Genomic DNA, 19624 nt, shown 5'->3' with positions numbered 1-19624 from the left:
ATGCCAGTTGGGTGGGCAGAGACGTAACCCTGGATAAGGACATCATGCGAGATCTCAGCATCGTGCGCTTGAACCCCGACTCAATCCATGTCGCCACGGTGGCGAGCTGGACCTACGCCGAATGGGGGCACCTGCACCCCGGCAGTAACCCGGAGTCATACCGCGAGGCCTTCCGCCGCGAGTGCGGTGACGGCGGCGTGCCGTCGGTGTTCGTGGCCATGCAGGGCGATCGGCCGGTGGGGACGGCGGCGCTGATGGCAGAGGACATGGACTCCCGTCGCGAGCTCACGCCCTGGCTGGCCTCGGTGTTCGTGCTGCCGGAGTGGCGCGGATGGGGCATCGCCGCCAGGCTGATCCGCCGCGTCGAAGAGGAGGCCGCCGCCTGTGGTGTCGGCCAGTTCTACCTGTACACCCCCGACCAGCAGGGGCTCTATCGTCGACTCGGCTGGTGCGAGCACGAAGAGCTGAGCTACCGGGGCGAGAACGTCACCATCATGCTGCGCCGGCTAGAGGCATGACGGCCGCCTCGCCCCTGGCCTTGTACCGGGAGGCGGTGGAGCGCCAGGGCTTCGCCCCGGACGAGGCGCAGCGGGTTGCCGCCGCCCGCCTCGACGCCTGCTATCAGGCGCTGCACGAAGAAGCGGCATCGGGAGGCCGCCGGGCCATACCCGGCGTCTATCTCTGGGGCCCGGTGGGCCGCGGCAAGACCTGGCTGATGGACGGCTTCCATCGACACCTCCAGGTTCCCGCCCGACGCCTGCATTTCCACCATTTCATGCGCTGGGTGCACCAGCGCCAGTTCCAGCTGAGCGGCACCGCCGACCCGCTCACCGCGTTGGCGCGGGAGCTTGCGGCGGAGGTGCGGGTGCTGTGCCTCGACGAGCTGTTCGTCAATGATATCGCCGATGCCATGCTGCTCGGCCGGCTGCTGGGCGCGCTGTTCGACGAGGGACTCGTGCTGGTGTGCACATCGAATCAGGCGCCCGACGGGCTCTATGCCGACGGTTTCAACCGCGATCGCTTCCTGCCTGCCGTGGCGGCCATGACGCATTACATGGAGGTGATCGAACTGGATGGCGGACAGGACCACCGGCTGCATCCGGGCAAGCCCTGCCAGCGCTACTGGGTGAGCGAACCCGGCCGACCTGGCGCCCTCGCGGCGCTCTTCGACCGGCTGAGTGCGGACGAGGCGAAGGGCAGCGAGCCCAGCGCCGAGTTCATCGAGCTGGGGCATCGCCGGATTGCGGTGGAGCGGCGCAGCGAGCGGGTCCTGTGGTGTCGCTACGCGGCATTGTGCGAACAGCCGCTGGCGGCGCTGGACTTCATCGCCCTGGTCGATGGCTTCGATCACATCCTGCTCGGTGAAGTGCCACGCTTGAGCGATGCCAGTGCTGACGGGAGCATCGCGCGTGGTACCGAGGATGGTATCGAGCGTGTCGAGGCCGGGGAGAGGGAGCTGCCGCCGCTCTCGCGCCGCGACGACGGCGTACGTCGTTTCATCGCCCTGGTCGACGAGTGCTACGACCGCCGCGTGCCGCTCTACGTGGAAGCCGAGGTGGCCATGGAGGAGCTCTATCCCCGGGGCTATCTCGCCTTCCCGTTCCGTCGCGCCCTGAGCCGCCTGCAGGAGATGCAGCTGGCGCGGTTCGGTAGCCGGTGAGAGGCCAGCACACGGCGCCATACCGACGCAGGCCGGATACGAATCACCCCGCGTGGCCCATCGCCTAGGCTACCGACGCCCGCTTCTGCGGGCGTCGTCGTTTGCGGCTGCGCCATCTACGCCCCACGCTTACGCCACTCCTACGCCCCCCGAGGAGGAGCCATCCGCAGCGCCGATTGGCGAGGCTGGTCGGGTCAACGATACTTCCTCGATAACAACAATGGGGCATGACCTATGCACACCACTCCAAGCCGCTGCTTCACGCCACTGCTCGCCGCCACCCTGCTGGGCGCCGCAGCCGCGCCGGCACTGGCCTTCGACGACGACCGCCTGACCATCTGGATGGGCGACAACAAGGGCCAGGACGGCATTCGCGAGGTGGCGGCCCAGTTCACCGACGAGACCGGCATCGAGGTCGAGGTGGTCTTTCCCGATAACCTCACCGACCGCTTCCAGCAGGCCGCCGGCAGCGGCCAGGGGCCCGATATCGTGATCTGGGCCCACGACCGCCTCGGCGAGTGGGCCCAGAGCGGCCTGCTCACGCCGCTCTCACCCGGCGATGGCTTCCGCGCCGACTACTTCGACTTCACCTGGGATGCCACGCTGTGGAACGGCGACACCTACGGCTACCCGGTCTCGGTGGAGTCGCTGGGGCTGATCTACAACAAGGCGCTGGTCGACGAGGCGCCGCAGAGCTTCGCCGAGCTGGTGGCGCTGGACGCCGAGCTCGTCGAGCAGGGCAAGAAGGCGATCCTGTTCGACTACAGCGAGCCCTACTACGGCTGGCCGCTGCTCGCCGCCAACGGCGGCTACCCCTTCAAGCAGACCGAGGAGGGCTTCGACGTCAGCGATATCGGCGTCAACAATGAGGGTGCCGTGCAGGGCGCCGAGCTGCTGGTGGAGCTGATCGACAGCGGCGTGCTGCCCCGCGGCACCGATTACAGCATCGCCGACACCCGCTTCAACCGCGGCGAGGTGGCCACCATGATCAGCGGCCCCTGGGCCTGGCCAAACCTGGAGCGCAGCGGCATCGACTACGGCGTGGCGCTGCTGCCCAAGGTCGGCGACGAACGCGCCCGGGCCATGTACGGCGTGATGACGGCGATGATCAATGCCGCCTCGCCCAACGACTTCCTGGCGGTGGAATTCCTCGAAAGCTACCTGCTCAGCGAGGCCGGCATGCGCACCTTCAACAGCGACGGCTCGCTGGGGGCGGTGGCGCATATTGCCTATCAGGAAGAGTTGGAAAGCGACGCCAATATCGCCGCGACCCTGGCCAACGCCGAGATCGGCATGCCGATGCCCAATATTCCCGAGATGGGCGCCTTCTGGGCCGCCATGGAGCCGGCGCTGCAGAATATCGGCAGCGGCCGCCAGTCGCCACGGGAAGCCCTCGACGCCGCGGCGCGCCGCATGCGCCAGTAAGCCTACCCGACGCCCATGGCCGGCGGCACCCATGCCGCCGGCCCGCTCCCGCAGGATATCGACATGTATACGACCAACGCTTCCCGAGGCCTGCCGCGACACCGTTCGCGGCATGTCGCCGAGCGCTATACCCGCTGGGCCATGCGCGGCCTGGTAGCGGCCCTGGTGCTGACCCTGATGTGGCTGGTGCTGGCCTTTCATCTCAACGGCCAGTGGATGTTCGCGCTGCTGTTCCTGGTGCTCGGCGCCTCGCTGGCGGTGGTGTTCACCAAGCGCACCCTGATGAGTCACCGCTACATCTTTCCGGCAGTGGCGGGGCTCGGGGTGTTCGTGATCTTCCCGCTGCTCTATACCATCGGCATCAGCTTCAGCAACTACAGCTCCAGCAACCTGCTCAGCGAGGACCGGGTGCGCGGTCAGCTGCTGGCGCGGACCTATCAGGAGGAGGGTGCTTCCTTCACCTTCCAGGCCTATCGCGAGGGTGACCGGGTGCGGCTCACCCTGGAGCGCGAGGGGGAGCCCCCGCTGGAGGGCGAGGCCGATGCCGAACTGGAGGCCGCCCTGGAGGGGGCCACCCACTTCATCAGTGGGCCCCTCGACCTCGACGACGACGCCACCCGGCGCATCGAGATCGAGCCGCTGCACCAGGCCCTCGACGCCGAGCCGCTCGAGATGCGCGAGGTGATCGCCGCCCGCGACGCCCTGCAGGCGCTGCGCCTGGTGACCCCGGAAGGCCTGGAACTGCGCATGGCGGGGCTGCGCCACTTCGCGCCCATGCTCGACCGCTATGAGGCCCGCGACGACGGCTCGCTCCATGATCGCCGCGACGACCGGGTGCTGACGCCGGACCGCGAGACCGGCTTCTTCGTCAGCGACGATGGCCAGCGCATCACCCCGGGCTGGCCGGTGGCGGTGGGCCTGGACAACTACACGCGGATCTTCGCCGACCCGGATATCCGCGGCCCCTTCATGCAGATCTTCGTCTGGACCTTCGCCTTCGCCGGTCTCACCGTGCTGTTCACCCTGGTCGTCGGCTTCACCCTCGCCTCGCTGCTGCAGTGGGACCAGCTGCGCGGCAAGGCGATCTACCGCACGCTGCTGATCCTGCCCTACGCGGTGCCGGCGTTCATCTCGATCCTTATCTTCAAGGGCATGTTCAACCAGCACTTCGGCGAGGTGAACATGATCCTCGACGGGGTGTTCGGCATCCGCCCCGAGTGGTTTACCGACCCGTGGCTGGCGCGCAGCATGCTGCTGATCGTCAATACCTGGCTCGGCTACCCCTACATGCTGCTGCTGTGCATGGGCCTGATCCAGTCGATACCCCGCGATCTCTACGAGGCCTCGGCGGTGGACGGCGGGGGGCCGCTCACCAACATGCTGACCATCACCCTGCCGCTGATCCTCAAGCCCCTGACGCCGCTGCTGATCGCCGCCTTCGCCTTCAACTTCAACAACTTCGTGCTGATCGCCCTGCTCACCGGCGGTAACCCCGATATCCTCGGCGCCAGCACCCCGGCGGGCACCACCGACCTGCTGGTCAGCTACACCTACCGCATCGCCTTCCAGGATGCCGGCCAGGACTTCGGGCTGGCGGCGGCCATCGCCACCCTGATCTTCCTGCTGGTGGCGGGCATGTCGCTGCTCAATCTGCGCCTATCCAAGGTCAAGGTCTGATAAGGAGAAACCGTCATGGCCATGGTTCAACCCCGCTCGATCCGCGCCCGCCGTCTGGGCGCGCATCTCGCCCTGATCGGCTTCGTCTCGCTGATCGTCTTTCCGCTGCTGCTGGTGATCTCGATCTCGTTTCGCGAGGGCAACTTCGCCACCGGCAGCCTGATCCCCGAACGCTTCTCGCTGGAGCACTGGTCGCTGGCGCTGGGCATCCCCTGGGAGCGTGCCGACGGCAGCGTGGTCCAGCCGCCGTTCCCGGTACTGCTGTGGCTGTGGAACTCGATCAAGGTGGCGGTGGTGTCGTCGCTGCTGATCCTGATGCTCGCCACCACCAGCGCCTACGCCTTCGCGCGCATGCGCTTCAAGGGCAAGGCGCCGCTCCTCAAGGGCATGCTGATCTTCCAGATGTTCCCGGCGGTGCTCTCGCTGGTGGCGCTCTACGCGCTGTTCGACCGCCTCGGCCAGCTGGTGCCGTGGCTTGGCATCAACACCCACGGGGCGCTGATCGTCGCCTCGCTGGGCGCCGTGGCGCTGCATATCTGGACCATCAAGGGCTACTTCGAGTCCATCGACGGCTCGCTGGAGGAGGCCGCCATGGTCGACGGCGCCAGCACCTGGCAGGCGTTCCGCTACATCCTGCTGCCGCTGTCGGTGCCGATCCTGATGGTGGTATTCATCCTCGCCTTCGTGATGAGCATCATGGAGTACCCCATGGCCTCGGTGCTGCTGGTCGACGAGCACAAGCTGACGCTCGCCGTGGGTGCCCAGCAGTACCTGGCCGACCACAACCAGCGCTGGGGTAACTTCGCCGCCGCCGCGGTGCTCTCCGGCCTGCCCATCACCGTCGCCTTCCTGATCTGTCAGCGCTGGATCATCGGCGGCTTGACTGCCGGCGGCGTCAAGGGCTGACAATGAGTACGGCTCACCCCGGTCACTGACCGGGGCTTTCTGGTCGTCTGGCAAGGCAGCAATGAAAAAAACGCCCCGGCCTCTCCAATGAGGCCGGGGCGCTGGCGTTTGGCGGCACTCAGTGGGTGACGCCGGGGATCCGCACCTGCCTGGGGCAGGCCACCCCGTCGGCACCGAAGAGGTGGCAGTGCTCGCCGTCAAGGCCGAGGGTGACGGCCTGGTGGTCGTCGAGATGGGCGAGGCCGTCGAGGCGATGGGTCAGCGTCGCCTCGACCCCTTCCACCTGCAGGTGGGCGAGGGTCTCGTAGCCGAGCTTCTCGGCGACCATCAGGCGCGCCTGGAGCGTCGCCTCGGCCTGGTCCGGGGCGACGAAGTCCTCGGCGCGCACGCCCAGGGTGGCGCGATCGCCGACCTTGAGCCGGGCACCGTCGACGGCCACCTGGAGGGTGGCGCCGCCGGGCAGGCGGACCGCCGTATGCAGGCGACCGGGGTCGAGCACTTCGACGCTCAGGGTGTTGATGCGCGGTGAGCCGATGAATTCGGCGACCTCCAGGGTCCTGGGGAAGTGGTAGAGCGACAGCGGCGCGCCGACCTGGGCGATGCGGCCGCCGGAGAGCAGCACGATGCGGTCGGCCAGGGTCATCGCCTCGACCTGGTCGTGGGTGACGTAGATCATGGTCGCCTGCAGGCGCTTGTGCAGCTCGGCGATCTGCACCCGCATGTCGACCCGCAGCGCCGCATCCAGGTTGGAGAGCGGCTCGTCGAACAGGAACACCGCCGGCTCCTTGACCAGGGTGCGGCCGATGGCGACCCGCTGGCGCTGGCCGCCGGAGAGGTCCTTGGGGCGGCGTTCGAGCAGTTCGCTGAGGTGCAGCATCTCGGCGGCGTGCTGCACGCGCCGACGGATCTCGGCCTTGTCGGTGCGCGCCAGCTTGAGGCCGAAGGCCATGTTCTCGGCCACGCTCATGTGCGGATAGAGCGCGTAGGACTGGAACACCATGCCGATGTCGCGCTCCTGGGGCGGGATCTCGTTGATGCGCTCGCCGTCCAGGCACATCTCGCCCTGGGTGATGTCCTCCAGCCCGGCGATCATGCGCAGCAGGGTCGACTTGCCGCAGCCCGAAGGGCCGACGAAGACCACGAACTCGCCGTCCTCGATGGTCAGGTCGATGTCGCGAGAGATCTCCACCTCGCCGAAGGCCTTGCCGATCCCTTCCAGTGTCAGGCGTCCCATGGGTTGTCCTCCGAGCAGCGCGCGATGGCAATGCCGTAAGCGGGTAGCGTCAAGGTGCCGTTCTGCCAGCGGCCGTTGACCAGCGGCGGGGCTTCCGCCAGTGGCTCGGCGCTGGCCGGGGCGGCGACCTCGCAGGGAGTGGCGGCGAAGTTGAGGGCCACCAGCAGGCGTTCGCCCTGATAGCGTCGTTCGAAGCGCATCACCTCGCCCTGCAGCGAATGGTAGCGCACGTCGCCCTTGACCAGCGCGGGCTGCCCGCGGCGGAAGGCCAGGAAGGCGCGGTAGGCGTTGAGCAGCGAGGCCGGGTCGTCATCCTGCCGGTCAACCGCCAGGTTGGCGTGCTCGACGGGCACCGGCAGCCAGGGTGTGGCGCTGCTGAAGCCGGCGTGCCGGGCATCGGCGACCCAGGGTTGAGGCGTGCGGCAGCCGTCGCGGCCCTTGTAGGCCGGCCAGAAGGTGATGCCGGCGGGGTCGACCAGCTGTTCGAAGCTCAACTGGGCCTCGGGCAGCCCCAGCTCCTCGCCCTGGTAGAGGCAGACGCTGCCGCGCTGGGTGAGCAGGAAGGCCATGTAGAGGCGCAGCGCGGCGGGATTGTCGGCGGCCTGCCAGCGGGTGGCGAGACGCACCACGTCGTGGTTGCCCAGCGCCCAGCACGGCCAGCCGTCATCGATGCGCTGCTCCATTTCGGTGAGGGTGTGCTGCAGGAAGGACGGGTCGTGGCGCTCGCCGAGCAGGTCGAAGGAGTAGGCCATGTGCAGCCGCTTGCCGCCCTGGGTGTACTCGGCCATCACCCGCAGCGAGTCGTCGTCGCCGACCTCGCCGACGCTGGTGGTGCCGGGGTACTCGTCGAGCAGCGCGCGCAGCTTCTCGAGGAAGGCCAGGTTGTCCGGCTGGGTCTTGTCGTGAAGGTGGCGCTGGAAGCCGTAGGGGTTGTCGGGGCGCAAGCCGAGAAAGCCCTCTGCCAGGTCCTCGCGGGGCGGGTTGTCCTCGAGCTTGCCGTGGGTGCAGAAGTTGACCGCGTCGAGGCGGAAGCCGTCCACGCCTCGCTCCAGCCAGAAGCGCACCTCGCCGAGGATCGCCTCGACCACCGCCGGGTTGTGGAAGTTGAGATCCGGCTGGCTGGCCAGGAAGTTGTGCAGGTAGTACTGGCAGCGACGCGTGTCCCACTGCCAGCTGGAGCCGCCGAACACCGACTGCCAGTTGGTGGGCGGCGAGCCGTCGGCGCGGGCATCGGCCCACACGTACCAATCCGCCTTGGGATTGTCGCGGCTGGCGCGGCTCTCGCTGAACCAGGCGTGCTGGTCGGAGCTGTGCGACAGCACCTGGTCGATGGTGACCCTGAGGCCGCGGGCGTGGGCCGCTTCCACCAGGCGGTCGAAGTCCTCCAGGCTGCCGAACATCGGGTCGACGTCGCGATAGTCGCTGATGTCGTAGCCGAAGTCCTTCATCGGCGAGGTGAAGAAGGGTGACAGCCAGATGGCGTCGACGTTCAGGGAGGCGATGTAGTCGAGCTGGTCGATCACCCCCTGCAGATCACCGATGCCATCGCCGCGGCTGTCCATGAAGCTGCGTGGATAGATCTGGTAGATCACCGCGCCGCGCCACCAGTCGGCGCCCTGGGGGCCTATGTAGCGAGAAGCCTGTGCCATGTGCGCATGTTCCTTGTTGTGTTTGAGGTGAATAGGCGTCATGGCCATGGTGCGCGGCGCGGGGGTGGGTGAAATCCTCCCGGTGGCGGAGGAGACGGCGTAGAGGGGGGGAGGAGGTGGGCTAGTCGCCCTGGATGCGTGCCAGCAGCTCGCCGGCCAGGGCGATGGCCTCCTCGCGGCGGCGGATGTTCTGCTTCTGGTAGAGGCTGCGGATATGCGTCTTGACCGTGGTGGGCGCCACCGAGAGCTGCTCGGCGATCTGCTCGTTGGAAAGCCCGGCGTGGATCAGGCCGAGGATCTGCCATTCGCGGCGGGTCAGCGGCGAGGTGCGGATCAGCTCGGGTACGTCGGGGCGGGCGACGATATCGGCGATGACCGCCTCGTCGAGCATCAGCCTCACGGCGCTGCCGAAGTTGCGCTGGCGTGACGCCAGTTCGATCAGCCGCGTGGCGCGCTGGCGGGCAAGGTCGTCGAGCTCGCCGCCATCGAGCAGCGCCTGCAGCAGCTCGGCCAGCGGCGGGCCGAGGCGCAGGAAGCTGCCGGTCAGGGCGGTGCGCGAGGCGAGCGTCAGTGCCTGATGGAGGTGCGCAAGGGCGGCGCTGCGGTCGCCGCGCTGCCAGGCCACGGCGGTCAGGCACAGCTGGTTGCGGTTGGCATCGGTGACCAGGCCGAGCCGGGCGGTTTGGGCCTCGATCCGCTCGAGCAGCGCCTCGGCCTCGTCGCAGCGGCCGAGCAGGGTCAGGGCGCGGGCGTGGTTGCGCACGTTGCACTGAGCGAAGTGGTTGCTGGCCCGTTCCGGCTCGGCGGGGGGCGCTTCCTGCAGCCAGCGTGCCACGGCGTCGAGGTCGTGGGTCGCTTGCCACCAGGCGAGCAGGGTGGCGTGGGCGTTGGCCACCCAGTCGATGTGGTAGTCACCCTCGGCGAGAATCTTGCGCAGGCGGCGGATATGGTCGGCGCACTGGGCCTGGTCGCCGCGGCTCTGGGCCACCTTGGCGAGGCTGATATGGCATTGCAGGGTCCAGCGCTCGCCCTGGCTGTCGAGCACGGCGATGCCGGCCAGCGCCGCCTGCTCGGCGTCGTCGAGGCGGTGCCACTCCCACAGCAGCTGGCTGCGGATGCGGTAGAGGAATTCCGCCACCGGCAGCTGCGCCTGGCTACTCTGCTCGAGGTGGGCGAAGGCGCGCTCCTGGACGTCGTAGGCGGCCTGCAGTCGGCCCTGGGCGACCAGGGTCTCGGACTGATGGCACAGCGACCAGAGCTGCAGCTGGGCGTCGCCGAGGCGTGCCGCCTCGCGTTCCACCTCGCGAATTCGTGCCAGCGACTCGTCGAGGTGGCCGAGCACGAAGCGCGCCTCGGTGAGGATCGCCGCGGCGGCCACCGGCGTTGAGGCCAGGTAGCGGGCGGGTAGCGTCAGGGCCTGCTCGGCCAGCGGTGCGGCGCGCTCGGCGTCGCCCTGGTTGATCGCCAGCTGGGCACGCAGGGTGGCGAACTCGGCGCTCAGGGCCTGCCAGTCAGGGGCATCCAGCTGGGCCTCGATCCAGCCGATGGCGCGGGCGGTGAGGTCGAACTGGAACTGGGCGTGGGTCACCCAGCCGTAGAGCAGGGTCAGCTCGGGGGAGGTGACGATGCGCGTCTCGCCGAGCTGCTGTAGTGCGTGAGACAGCCGTGCCACGTGGCCGTTGGCCAGCAGCGACGGGCCATGGGAGGTGAGTAGCGCGGCCAGGTCGTTTGGTGCCTCGGCCTGGGTCGCCTGGCCCAGTGCCATGGCCGGGTCGCCCAGCGCCAGCCAGGCTTGACTGGCTCGCCGGTGCAGCTGGCGCTGGCTATCGAGACTCAGCTCATGGCGGCGATGGTGCAGGTAGCCGGCGAACAGCGGCTGGAAGCGGTACCACTGCTCGTGTGGGTCGAGCGCCTCGATGAACAGCCCGGCCTGTTCCAGGGAAGTAAGCCGTTGGGTCAGGCGCTCGCCTTCCAGCAGCCGGGCCACCAGCGCCGGCGAGAAGCGCTCCAGCACGCCGAGCTGCAGCAGCAGGCGGCGGTCTTCCTCGTCGAGGTGTTCGTGGAGCAGGTCGTCGAACCAGGCCACGAAGTCGGGATGGGCGCCACTCAGGCGATCGACCAGGGCGTCGAAGCCGGCCCGGGTGGTGGTGCGCTCGACCAGCCAGGTGAGCGCCATCACCCAGCCGCCGCTGCGGCGCAGGGCCCGCTCCAGGCTGACCCGGGTGGGGGGAAAGCTGAGCTGCTCGGCGCACAGGGTCTGTGCCTCCTCGACGTCGAAGGCCAGCTCGGCAAGGCCGATCTCCTCCAGCTCGCCGCGCAGACGCAGTGCTGCCAGGCCGAGGGCGGGGCGGGTGCGCGAGATCAGCGTCAGGGTCAGCCAGCGCGGCTGGTGGCGCAGCCACAGCTGCAGGGCGTCGAGGATCTCGGGGTCGCGCAGATGCTCGACCTCGTCGAGTACCAGTCGCCGAGGTGACACCGCCTCGGGCAGCGCCGCCAGCCACGCCTCGCACTGCTGGGCGAGGGGGGCTGCCGCGTCGAGGGCCGGCAGGGAGACGGCATCGTCCAGCAGCCGTGCCAGCGCGGCATGGAAATAGGCGGAAAAGCGCGCCGGGGTGTCGTCGCGCCGCTCCAGGCGCAGCCAGGCGGCGTGCTGCTCCAGGGCCGGCAGCCGCTCGGCCACCAGGGTGCTCTTGCCATACCCCGGCGGCGCCTGTACCACCAGCAGGCGCACCCGTTCGTCGAGCGCGAAACGGTCGTTGAGGCGCGGCCTCGCCACCACGCAGGGTGGCAGCGGCGGCGGGGCGAGCTTTTCCTGGAGCAGCGGCATGGCGTCTCGGAAGCAGAGGAGTCTTTAACGTTTCAGGTCTGCCAGTATGCCTAGCTGAGCCACTGGGTGGGGGAGAGTGAGACCAAGGTCGTAGTGGCCGCTGTGGTGGCACGCCATGGAGAGACGGGAGACATCACAGGGATGTGATGGAGAAGCTCGGATATCCGGTGCCGGGGGCGGGCACCGGATGTCCTGCACGTGTGCTGCATCGCGCCTGGCGCAGCGAGAGCCGGCTTGGCTGACTGGCGTCAGCCAGTGGGCCCGCTCCCTGTGCTGCGTGTCGCTTCGATCAGGCGGCGCTGCCACCTCCGCCGACGATGCCGCCGCGCAGACCGCTCTGGTTGTCGCTGGACCGAAGATGCCGGGAGACGGCGTCTTCCGGTGAACCGGCCATCTCGCGGAACATGCCCATGGAGCCGAGCAGGGCGGAGGACTCGTAGGGCACGAAGACCCGCTCGCCGTTCTTGGCCATGTTGGGCAGCCCCTTGATGTAGCTCTGGCCGAGCAGGTAGCCCACGACGGTGCGCTTGTGCTCGTCGCTGTCGCCGATGGCGCTGAGTACCAGCTTGATCGACTCCTGTTCGCCCTGGGCGCGCAGGATGGCGGATTCCTTGTCGCCCTGGGCGTTGAGGATCGCCGACTCGCGCTGGCCCTGGGCCATGGCGATGGCGGCGGACTTCTCCCCCTCGGCTTCGGTAACGGTGGCACGGCGCTTGCGCTCGGCGGCCATCTGCAGGCGCATGGCGGACTCCACCTCTTCGGGCATGGCGATGTCCTGCACTTCGACCCGCGAGATCTTCACCCCCCACTTGGAGGCGGCTTCTTCCATGGCGGCCTGGATCTCGTTGTTGACCTCGGCACGGGACTCGAACAGCTTGTCGAGTTCCATCTTGCCGACCACCGAGCGCAGCGTGGTCTTGGCCAGCACCTCCACCGCCTGGCTCATGTTCTCCACTTCATAGACGGCGCGCTTGGGATCGATGATCTGGTAGTAGAGCGCGCCGTTGATGTTCACCGTGACGTTGTCGGTGGTCACCACCGGCTGGCCCGGGAAATCCATCACCGTCTCACGGCGATCGATACGGACTTCGCTGCTGGTGATCGGGTGATAGTCCTCGCCCATCTTGCGATAGCGAACCATGGTGATGGCGCGGGGCTGCTCGATGAAGGGGATGATGATATTGATGCCGCTTTCCAGCAGCCGGTTGAACGACCCCAGGCGCTCGATGACCATCACCTCGGACTGGCGCACGATCACCAGCCCCTTGGCGATGATCAGGATGCCGATGACGACGATGATCAGGGTGAGTATCAGCCCGGGGCTGAAGGGAAGGTCCATGTTCACGATGTACTGCTCCTTGTCTTTGGCGAGTGCGTGTTGGTGATGACGCGTTGAAAGGTCTTCGAGGGGATTGTTTCTTGGTGGACGTGGCGTGAATGAAGCGTCGCGTCCTACTTCTTCTGGTGCTTCTGGCAGTGGCTGACGATGGCCGTGGTGCCGTCGAACTGCTTGAAGACGACCAGGGTACCTTCGGGTAGGTCGGTCTCGCCGGTTTCATCGACGCGCAGGCGGTAGAAATCGCCGTTGACCTTGACCCCGCTGGCGCCATCGAAATCACGCCTGAGTGTCGTGTAGGTATGCCCCTTCTCCACGCCGGTACCGGTGGTGCCGTAGGCGACGCCGCGAGGCGAGAACCAGGGGCGAATGACCATGACGGCCAAGGGCACAAGCAGCCCCGAGAAAACGCCCATCCCCAGCAACTGCCAGGGAAGCGATAGCCCCAGGGCGGCCAGTGCCGACGTCAACACGGCTGCCGCTGCCAGCGCCAATAGCACAAGGCCCCCGGAAGAGAGCTCCGCCAGGCCCAGCAGCAGGGCGATGGCAACCCAGATCAGGGCAGGATTCCAGTCCATGATAGTCTCTGTGTCGTGTTTGATGGGCCAAGGAGCGACAGGGATTTGACCTGTGCGCCGCCCAAGGCTTTACGATATCCGTGTTGCCCATGTTATAGGAGAGCACCATGTCACACACCCTGGTAGTACGCCCCCTTTCGGCGCTGGCCGTCATCCTGGCCGGGAGCGCCTTGCTGGCGGCACCCGTCATGGCCGGGGAAGAGGAGGCTCAGGCACAGGAGCGGATCCAGCAGGCCGAGTCCGGGCAGGCCGAAGCGCAAGGGGATGATGGCGAGGTCGAGGCCTCCGACGATGATGTGCTCGAGGGTGACGAGCAGCCGGCCCACCACGGCAACGATAACGGCCACGATCATGAGCATGCGATGCACGATGAAGACGAGCATGCCGACAATGAGGCCGTGCAGGCCTATCACGAGGTCAATCGACGCATGCATGAAGACATGTCGATCGACTTCACCGGCGATGCCGATGCCGACTTCGCCCGTGGGATGATCCCGCATCATCAGGGTGCCATCGACATGGCCAATGTCGTGCTGCTCCACGGCGAGGACCAGGCGATCCGCGACCTGGCTCGCGAGGTCATCGAGGCCCAGGAGGAGGAGATCGCCTTCCTGCGCGACTGGCTCGTGCAGCACGGCTACGAGGTCGACTGACATTCACAACGAGGGCCCGCCCCGATGACCCTGCTGACCTGGATCGGTATCGCACTGTGCCTGGCCCAGTCGGCGATGTTCTCGGGGCTGAACCTGGCCTTCTTCTCGATCAACAAGCTGGAGCTGGAGCTCGAGGCCCGCAAGGGCAATCGACAGGCCCGTCAGGTACATCGCCTGCGGCAGGATGCCAACTTCCTGCTGGTCACCATCCTCTGGGGCAATGTCGCGGTCAATGTGCTGCTGGCGCTGCTCTCCGGCTCGGTGATGGGGGCCATGGTGGCGTTCCTGTTCTCCACGGTGGTGATCACGCTCTGGGCCGAGATCCTGCCCCAGGCGTTCTTCTCCCGGCATGCGCTGCGCATGGCCTCCCTGCTGGCACCGATGGTGCGCTTCTACCAGCTGCTGCTGTGGCCGGTGGCGCGTCCGACCGCCTGGGTGCTGGACCGCTGGCTGGGGCCGGAAGCGATACCCTTCTTCAGGGAGCGGGACCTGCATCAGCTGATCCGGCTCCACATGGAGTCCACCGAAACCGAGATCGACCGGGTGGAGGGGCGCGGTGCCATGAACTTCCTCATGCTGGACGATGTGCCCCTGGGGCGTGAGGGGGAGGTGCTGGACCCCGACAGCATCGTCGTCCTGCCTTTCCACGGCGACAAGCCGATCTTTCCCGAGATCCAGCGAACCCGCCACGACGATTTCCTGCGGTCCCTGCAGGTCAGCGGCAAGAGCCGCGCGGTAGTGGTGGACGCCGCCGGCGAGCCGCGGCTCGTGATCGATACCGACGCGTTCCTGCGTGCGGCGCTGTTCGACCCCGATCCCTTCACGCCGCTGGCCCACTGCCATAGGCCCATCGTCGTACGCGACCCCAGCGTGCCTTTGGGCGAGGTCATCGGGCGCTTTCGGGTCCATGCCAGCCATCGACAGGATGACGTGCTCGACGAGGATGTCATCCTGCTCTGGGCCGATGAGAAGCGCATCCTTACCGGCTCCGACGTGCTTGGCCGCCTCCTGCGCGGCATCGTGAAAAACGCCCCCGCCGAAGGGGCAGGGGCGCTGAGGGGCCTCTTATGATGGCGCAGTGCCGATACCGGCGAGCGATGCTCCGGGGTTTATTCGGCGGCACTGCGGGCGGCTGACAGCCACTCGTCGACGGTATCGCGGTTGTCGGCGATCCATTCGGCGACCAGTGGCCGGACCTGGGCATCGGTGAGGTCCTGCTCGTCCATGGCACCGTCCACTTCGCTGATCCACTCCAGCGGCAACCGCACCTGGCGGAACAGCTCGGCGGCGGCCGGGTTGGCCTCGAGGAAGTTGTTGTTGGCCGCAACCTGAATATCGGCGGCAACGAAGCCCATCTCGATGGGATCGCTGACCGCGCCCTCGACGCCTTCAGCCCGCTCGGCCTCGTCCTCGACGATGCCCGGGGCATTGATCCACATCACGTCATTGCCGGGCACCAGGGAGAGCAGCCAGGCGCTGGGCCCCCAGGTGTAATAGAGTGCCGGTTCGCCGGCCTGGATGCGCGACAGCGCCTCGGCGAAGTTGGCGGCATAGCCGGCATCCACGTGATTGATATGGTCGCGCAGCTCGAACTTGTCGAGCATGGCGTTGATGCCCTCGTGGCAGCCCCACCCCGGCGGGCAGCCGAACAGGTCGGCCTTGCCGTCGCCGGTGGCGTCGAAGGCGGCCTTGACCTCGTCGCGGGTGAAGTCGTCGATCCCGGTGATGCCGTACTCCTCGATTGAGGGGGTATCCACCAGATAGCCCTGGATGCCGCATGCCGGGCAGTGGGGATCGAAGAGGGTGGCGACGTCGCTGAAATTGTCTGGCAGCTGCGGGTCGTGCAGCGGAAACCAGCCGTTGGGCCAGTAGTCGGCATCGCCTTCGCTGATCGCCAGGTAGGCGACCGGGTTGGAGAGCGAAATGGGAGTCTGGACATCGTAGCCGAGCTCCTCGAGGAGTTCGACGAACGCCCAGCTCACGGGGACCGCCGAGGTCCAGCTCGCCACGGCTGGCTGTACCGATACGCCTTCGCCGGGGCGGTCGGTCTCCGCTATGGCCTGGGTGGCTAACCCCAGGGCGCAGGCGGCCGACAGGGCCAGGGTGGCGTGCTTCAGCGGATGTTGCAGTGTCGTTGTGCTGTGCATGACATGCCTCCTGTTCATATTTTCAACCGGGACTACTTGCCCTTGCCGGGCGCCTTCTCGCCCAGTCCCTGGGTGATCCGGTCCAGGACCATGGCCAGCAGCACGATACCGATGCCGCCGACGAAGGCCTGGCCGATATTGAGCCGCTCCAGGCCGGCGTAGACCTCGAGGCCGAGGCCGCCGGCCCCGATGATGGCGGCGATCACCACCATCGACAGTGCCAGCATGATGGTCTGGTTGAGCCCGGCCATGATGGTCGGCAGGGCCAGGGGAAACTGCACCTTCCACAGGATCTGGCGCGGGGTGGAGCCGAAGGCCACCGCGGCTTCGATGTACTCCTGACGCACCTGGCGGATGCCCAGGTTGGTAAGCCGGATCATCGGTGGCATGGCGAAGATGATGGTAGCTATCAGCCCCGGCACGTTACCGATGCTGAACAGCATCACCGCGGGTACCAGATAGACGAAGGGCGGGGTGGTCTGCATGATGTCGAGCACCGGACGCATCGCGTTGGCGAAACGGTCGCTGCGCGAACAGAGAATGCCCAGCGGAAGGCCGATCAGCATGCAGAACAGCACCGCTGTGGCGACCAGCGAGAGGGTGACCACCAGCGCATCCCAGACGCCCATGAAGCCTACCAGGGCGAAGGCGATCAGGCTGAACAGCCCTACCCGCCAGGTGGCGGCCCACCAGCCGATCAGGAAGATACCGATCAGGAACAGGCCGGGAGGGATGGCCGCCAGGATCGTCTGGATGAATCCCATGACGCCCCGCACCGGCGGGCTGACATAGGTCCGGAAGAAGTCGCGGAAGTTGCCGACGATCCAGTTGACCGCGTCGGTGATCCACTGTCGCACCGGCAGGGCGTCGAGCAGCCCGAACGGATCGGTGATCAACTGGCGCAGGAATTCGAGGAACTCGCTCATGATGACGCCTCCTCTGCTGCGGGCTGCGGCTCACTGTCGGGGCTTGGCCCGCGCTTTTCGAGGATGCCGCGGATCAGCTGGGGCTCGTCGATCAAGCCGGTGACGCGGCCCTCGGCGTTGGTCACCAGCGTCGGCAGCGCGGTGCGGGTGCGGCCGCGCAGCACCTGACGCAGCACTGTCTCGCGTGGGCAGTGCATCAGCAGATCCGCACGGCGGGCGCCGCGTGCCTCGCTTTCGAGCACCTCTTCGAGCGAGCGGATCTCGAGCCTTTGCTCGCCCAGCCGGGCCTCGTGCAGCCGGCCCTGGTCGTCCAGGCCATAGTGCAGCTCCGTCAGGTCGTTTGCGGCGACAAAGCGCAAGCCGTCGCTCTCGCTCTGGGTCGTGAAGGCCTGGCTGTCGAAGGGCAGGGCAATGGTGCCGGCGGTGATGACCCCGGTGGGGTCGGCGTGCTCGACGAAGCGGGCCACGTACTCGGTTCGCGGGTTGACCAGGATATCTTCGGGGGTACCGAGCTGGACCACCTGGCCCTCTTCCATGATGGCGATGTGATCGCCAATGTGCATGGCCTCGTCCAGGTCGTGGGTGATGAACAGGATGGTGCGACCGAGCCGCGCCTGAATCCTCTTCAGCTCCTGCTGCATGTTGACCTTGATCAATGGGTCCAGGGCCGAGAAGGGCTCGTCCATCAGCAGCACCCTGGCGTCGGTGGCCAGCGCCCGGGCCAGCCCGACCCGCTGCTGCATGCCCCCGGAGAGCTCGGACGGGTAGGCTTGGCCCCAGTCGCCGAGCCCGACCATCTCCAGCATCTCCTGGGCGTGGCGCTGGCGTTCCTCACGCGGTTTGCCCTGGACCTCCAGGCCGTAGGCCACATTGTCGAGCACGCTGCGGTGGGGAAAGAGCGCGAAATGCTGGAAGACCATGCTCATGTGGTACTTGCGCAGCAGGCGCAGGCGCTCGTCCGAGAGGCGGGTGATGTCGAGCTCCCCCTCGTCGGGATGCTGGAAGAAGATGTGCCCGGCGGTGGGTTCGAAGAGCCGGTTGATGCAGCGAATCAGGGTCGACTTGCCGCTGCCCGAGAGCCCCATGATGACGAACACCTCACCGGGCTCCAGGGTGAAACTGACGCCGTGAACCCCCACCACCTGGCCTGTCTCAGCCTGAATCTCACTCTTGCCCTTGCCCGCCTCCATAAGCGGCAGCGCCGTTGACGGGGCCGAGCCGAAGATCTTGGTGACACCCTCTGCGCGTATCAAACCGGGTCCTCCTGCTTCTTCGGCACTGTCTCGGTACTGTCTCGGTAATTCCTCGGCAGTTCCTCGACAGTGCCGCGGTGTTCAAGAGGTGAGCGGCCTCGCTATTAATTACCTGATACGAAAAAGGGTAGCGTAAATAGATTCACCTGCATGGATTCCGGTTTAGAGCCCCAGGCGCTCTTTCACGCGCCCGAAGGCGGCCAGGGCGAATTCCAGGTCGTCGCGGGTCAGCGCCGCCGACATCTGGGTACGGATGCGGGCACGGCCCTTGGGCACCACGGGGAAGGAGAAGGCAATCACGTAGACGCCCTCCTTGAGCATTTCCTCGGCGAAGCGGGCGGCCACGGTGGCGTCGTGAAGCATCACCGGCACGATGGGGTGCTCGCCGGGCAGCAGTTCGAAGCCCAGCGACTCCAGGCCGGAACGGAAGAGCGCCGTGTTCTCCCTGAGCCGCTCGCGCAGCGCTTCGGACTCGCCGGCCAGTTGCAGCGCCTTCAGGGCGCCGGCCACCACCGGCGGGGCCACGGTATTGGAGAACAGATAGGGGCGCGAACGCTGGCGCAGCAGTTCGACGATTTTGCGCTTGCCGCTGGTATAGCCGCCGCTGGCGCCGCCCAGCGCCTTGCCCAGGGTGCCGGTGGTGATGTCCACGCGGTCCATGCAGCCACGGAACTCGTGGGTGCCGCGGCCGCCGTCCCCGACGAAGCCGGTGGCATGGCAGTCGTCGAAGTGCACCAGGGCACCATAGCGCTCGGCCAGATCGCAGATCTCGTCGAGCGGGGCGATATAGCCATCCATGGAGAAGACCCCGTCGCTGGTGATCAGCTTGAAGCGTGCGCCGTCGCGATCGGCGGCCTTGAGCTGCGCTTCCAGGTCGGCCATGTCGCGGTTGCGGTAGCGATAGCGCTTCGCCTTGCTGAGCCGCACGCCGTCGATGATGCTGGCATGGTTGAGTTCGTCCGAGATCACGGCGTCTTCTGCGCCGAGCAGGGTCTCGAACAGGCCGCCGTTGGCATCGAAGCAGGAGGGGTAGAGGATCGTATCCTCGGTGCCCAGAAACGCGCTGAGCTTCTCTTCCAGCTGCTTGTGCAGGCTCTGGGTGCCGCAGATGAAACGCACCGATGCCAGTCCGTAGCCCCACTTGTCGAGGCCGGCCCTGGCGGCGGCATTGACCTCGGGGTGCTGGGCCAGGCCCAGGTAGTTGTTGGCGCAGAGGTTGAGCACCTCGCGACCCTGGTTGATGCCGACATGGGCCCCCTGGGGCGTGGTCAGCTGGCGCTCATGCTTGTAGAGGCCCGCCTCCTGGATGGCGTCGAGTTCGTGCTGCAGATGCTGTTGAAAGGCTCCGTACAT

At 67.2% G+C, this 19624-nt stretch carries 16 protein-coding genes; 7 read left to right on the top strand and 9 right to left on the bottom strand.

Going from position 1 to position 19624, the window contains the following annotated elements:
* Nucleotides 1-44 precede the first annotated feature (44 nt).
* The 5 genes from LY622_RS07755 (at nucleotide 45) to malG (ending at nucleotide 5668) form a co-directional block, all read left to right on the top strand.
* Complete coding sequence (locus LY622_RS07755; RefSeq protein ID WP_234290369.1) at nucleotides 45-518, top strand: GNAT family N-acetyltransferase; 474 nt, start codon at nucleotides 45-47, stop codon at nucleotides 516-518.
* A complete protein-coding gene (zapE, locus tag LY622_RS07750) occupies nucleotides 515-1660 on the top strand; it encodes a cell division protein ZapE (RefSeq protein ID WP_234290368.1) in 1146 nt (381 codons plus the stop codon). The genes LY622_RS07755 and zapE overlap by 4 nt, the downstream gene beginning before the upstream one ends.
* A 234-nt stretch (nucleotides 1661-1894) precedes the next feature.
* Nucleotides 1895-3085 (top strand): maltose/maltodextrin ABC transporter substrate-binding protein MalE, encoded by a 1191-nt coding sequence (gene malE / locus LY622_RS07745; RefSeq protein ID WP_234290367.1) that lies wholly within the window; start codon nucleotides 1895-1897, stop codon nucleotides 3083-3085.
* A 63-nt stretch (nucleotides 3086-3148) separates the two neighbouring features.
* The gene (gene malF, locus LY622_RS07740; RefSeq protein ID WP_234290366.1) at nucleotides 3149-4762 is read left to right on the top strand and encodes a maltose ABC transporter permease MalF; all 1614 of its coding nucleotides are present in this window, start codon (nucleotides 3149-3151) and stop codon (nucleotides 4760-4762) included.
* 15 nt (nucleotides 4763-4777) lie between these two features.
* Nucleotides 4778-5668, top strand: a complete 891-nt coding sequence (gene malG, locus LY622_RS07735) for a maltose ABC transporter permease MalG (protein ID WP_156889365.1) — start codon at nucleotides 4778-4780, stop codon at nucleotides 5666-5668.
* Nucleotides 5669-5786: 118 nt separating this feature from the next.
* On the opposite strand, the gene ugpC is transcribed toward malG, so the two are convergent.
* The 5 genes from ugpC to LY622_RS07710 form a co-directional block, all read right to left on the bottom strand.
* Entirely contained in the window at nucleotides 5787-6902 is a 1116-nt protein-coding gene (gene ugpC / locus LY622_RS07730; protein WP_234290365.1) for a sn-glycerol-3-phosphate ABC transporter ATP-binding protein UgpC, read from the bottom strand.
* Nucleotides 6890-8551, bottom strand: a complete 1662-nt coding sequence (locus tag LY622_RS07725; protein WP_234290364.1) for an alpha-amylase family glycosyl hydrolase — start codon at nucleotides 8549-8551, stop codon at nucleotides 6890-6892. Before LY622_RS07725 ends, ugpC begins: the two co-directional genes overlap by 13 nt.
* A 121-nt stretch (nucleotides 8552-8672) precedes the next feature.
* Nucleotides 8673-11378, bottom strand: coding sequence for an HTH-type transcriptional regulator MalT (malT, locus tag LY622_RS07720; RefSeq protein ID WP_234290363.1), 2706 nt, complete (start codon nucleotides 11376-11378; stop codon nucleotides 8673-8675).
* Nucleotides 11379-11667: 289 nt separating this feature from the next.
* Nucleotides 11668-12717 (bottom strand): SPFH domain-containing protein, encoded by a 1050-nt coding sequence (locus LY622_RS07715; protein WP_234290416.1) that lies wholly within the window; start codon nucleotides 12715-12717, stop codon nucleotides 11668-11670.
* A gap of 113 nt (nucleotides 12718-12830) precedes the next feature.
* Nucleotides 12831-13292: an NfeD family protein gene (locus LY622_RS07710; RefSeq protein ID WP_234290362.1), complete on the bottom strand. Its 462-nt coding sequence runs from the start codon at nucleotides 13290-13292 to the stop codon at nucleotides 12831-12833.
* A 107-nt stretch (nucleotides 13293-13399) separates the two neighbouring features.
* On the opposite strand from LY622_RS07710, the gene copM reads away from it, so the two are divergent.
* Nucleotides 13400-13945 (top strand): CopM family metallochaperone, encoded by a 546-nt coding sequence (gene copM, locus LY622_RS07705; protein WP_234290361.1) that lies wholly within the window; start codon nucleotides 13400-13402, stop codon nucleotides 13943-13945.
* A gap of 24 nt (nucleotides 13946-13969) precedes the next feature.
* A complete protein-coding gene (locus tag LY622_RS07700; RefSeq protein WP_234290360.1) occupies nucleotides 13970-15016 on the top strand; it encodes a DUF21 domain-containing protein in 1047 nt (348 codons plus the stop codon).
* 38 nt (nucleotides 15017-15054) lie between these two features.
* Here LY622_RS07700 and proX read toward each other — a convergent pair whose 3' ends face one another.
* The 4 genes from proX to kbl all read right to left on the bottom strand — a co-directional run bounded on the left by proX (nucleotide 15055) and on the right by kbl (nucleotide 19624).
* Nucleotides 15055-16092 carry a glycine betaine/L-proline ABC transporter substrate-binding protein ProX gene (proX, locus tag LY622_RS07695; protein ID WP_234290359.1) on the bottom strand — a complete coding sequence of 346 codons (1038 nt, stop codon included), beginning with the start codon at nucleotides 16090-16092 and terminating at the stop codon, nucleotides 15055-15057.
* A 32-nt stretch (nucleotides 16093-16124) separates the two neighbouring features.
* Nucleotides 16125-17018 carry an ABC transporter permease gene (locus LY622_RS07690; RefSeq protein ID WP_234290358.1) on the bottom strand — a complete coding sequence of 298 codons (894 nt, stop codon included), beginning with the start codon at nucleotides 17016-17018 and terminating at the stop codon, nucleotides 16125-16127.
* Nucleotides 17015-18271: a quaternary amine ABC transporter ATP-binding protein gene (locus LY622_RS07685; protein WP_234290357.1), complete on the bottom strand. Its 1257-nt coding sequence runs from the start codon at nucleotides 18269-18271 to the stop codon at nucleotides 17015-17017. Before LY622_RS07685 ends, LY622_RS07690 begins: the two co-directional genes overlap by 4 nt.
* 162 nt (nucleotides 18272-18433) lie before the next feature.
* Entirely contained in the window at nucleotides 18434-19624 is a 1191-nt protein-coding gene (kbl, locus tag LY622_RS07680; RefSeq protein WP_234290356.1) for a glycine C-acetyltransferase, read from the bottom strand.

This window comes from Halomonas alkalisoli (assembly GCF_021412585.1).
Taxonomy (GTDB): domain Bacteria; phylum Pseudomonadota; class Gammaproteobacteria; order Pseudomonadales; family Halomonadaceae; genus Halomonas; species Halomonas alkalisoli.
This window is presented reverse-complemented; position numbering and strand designations above follow the sequence as displayed.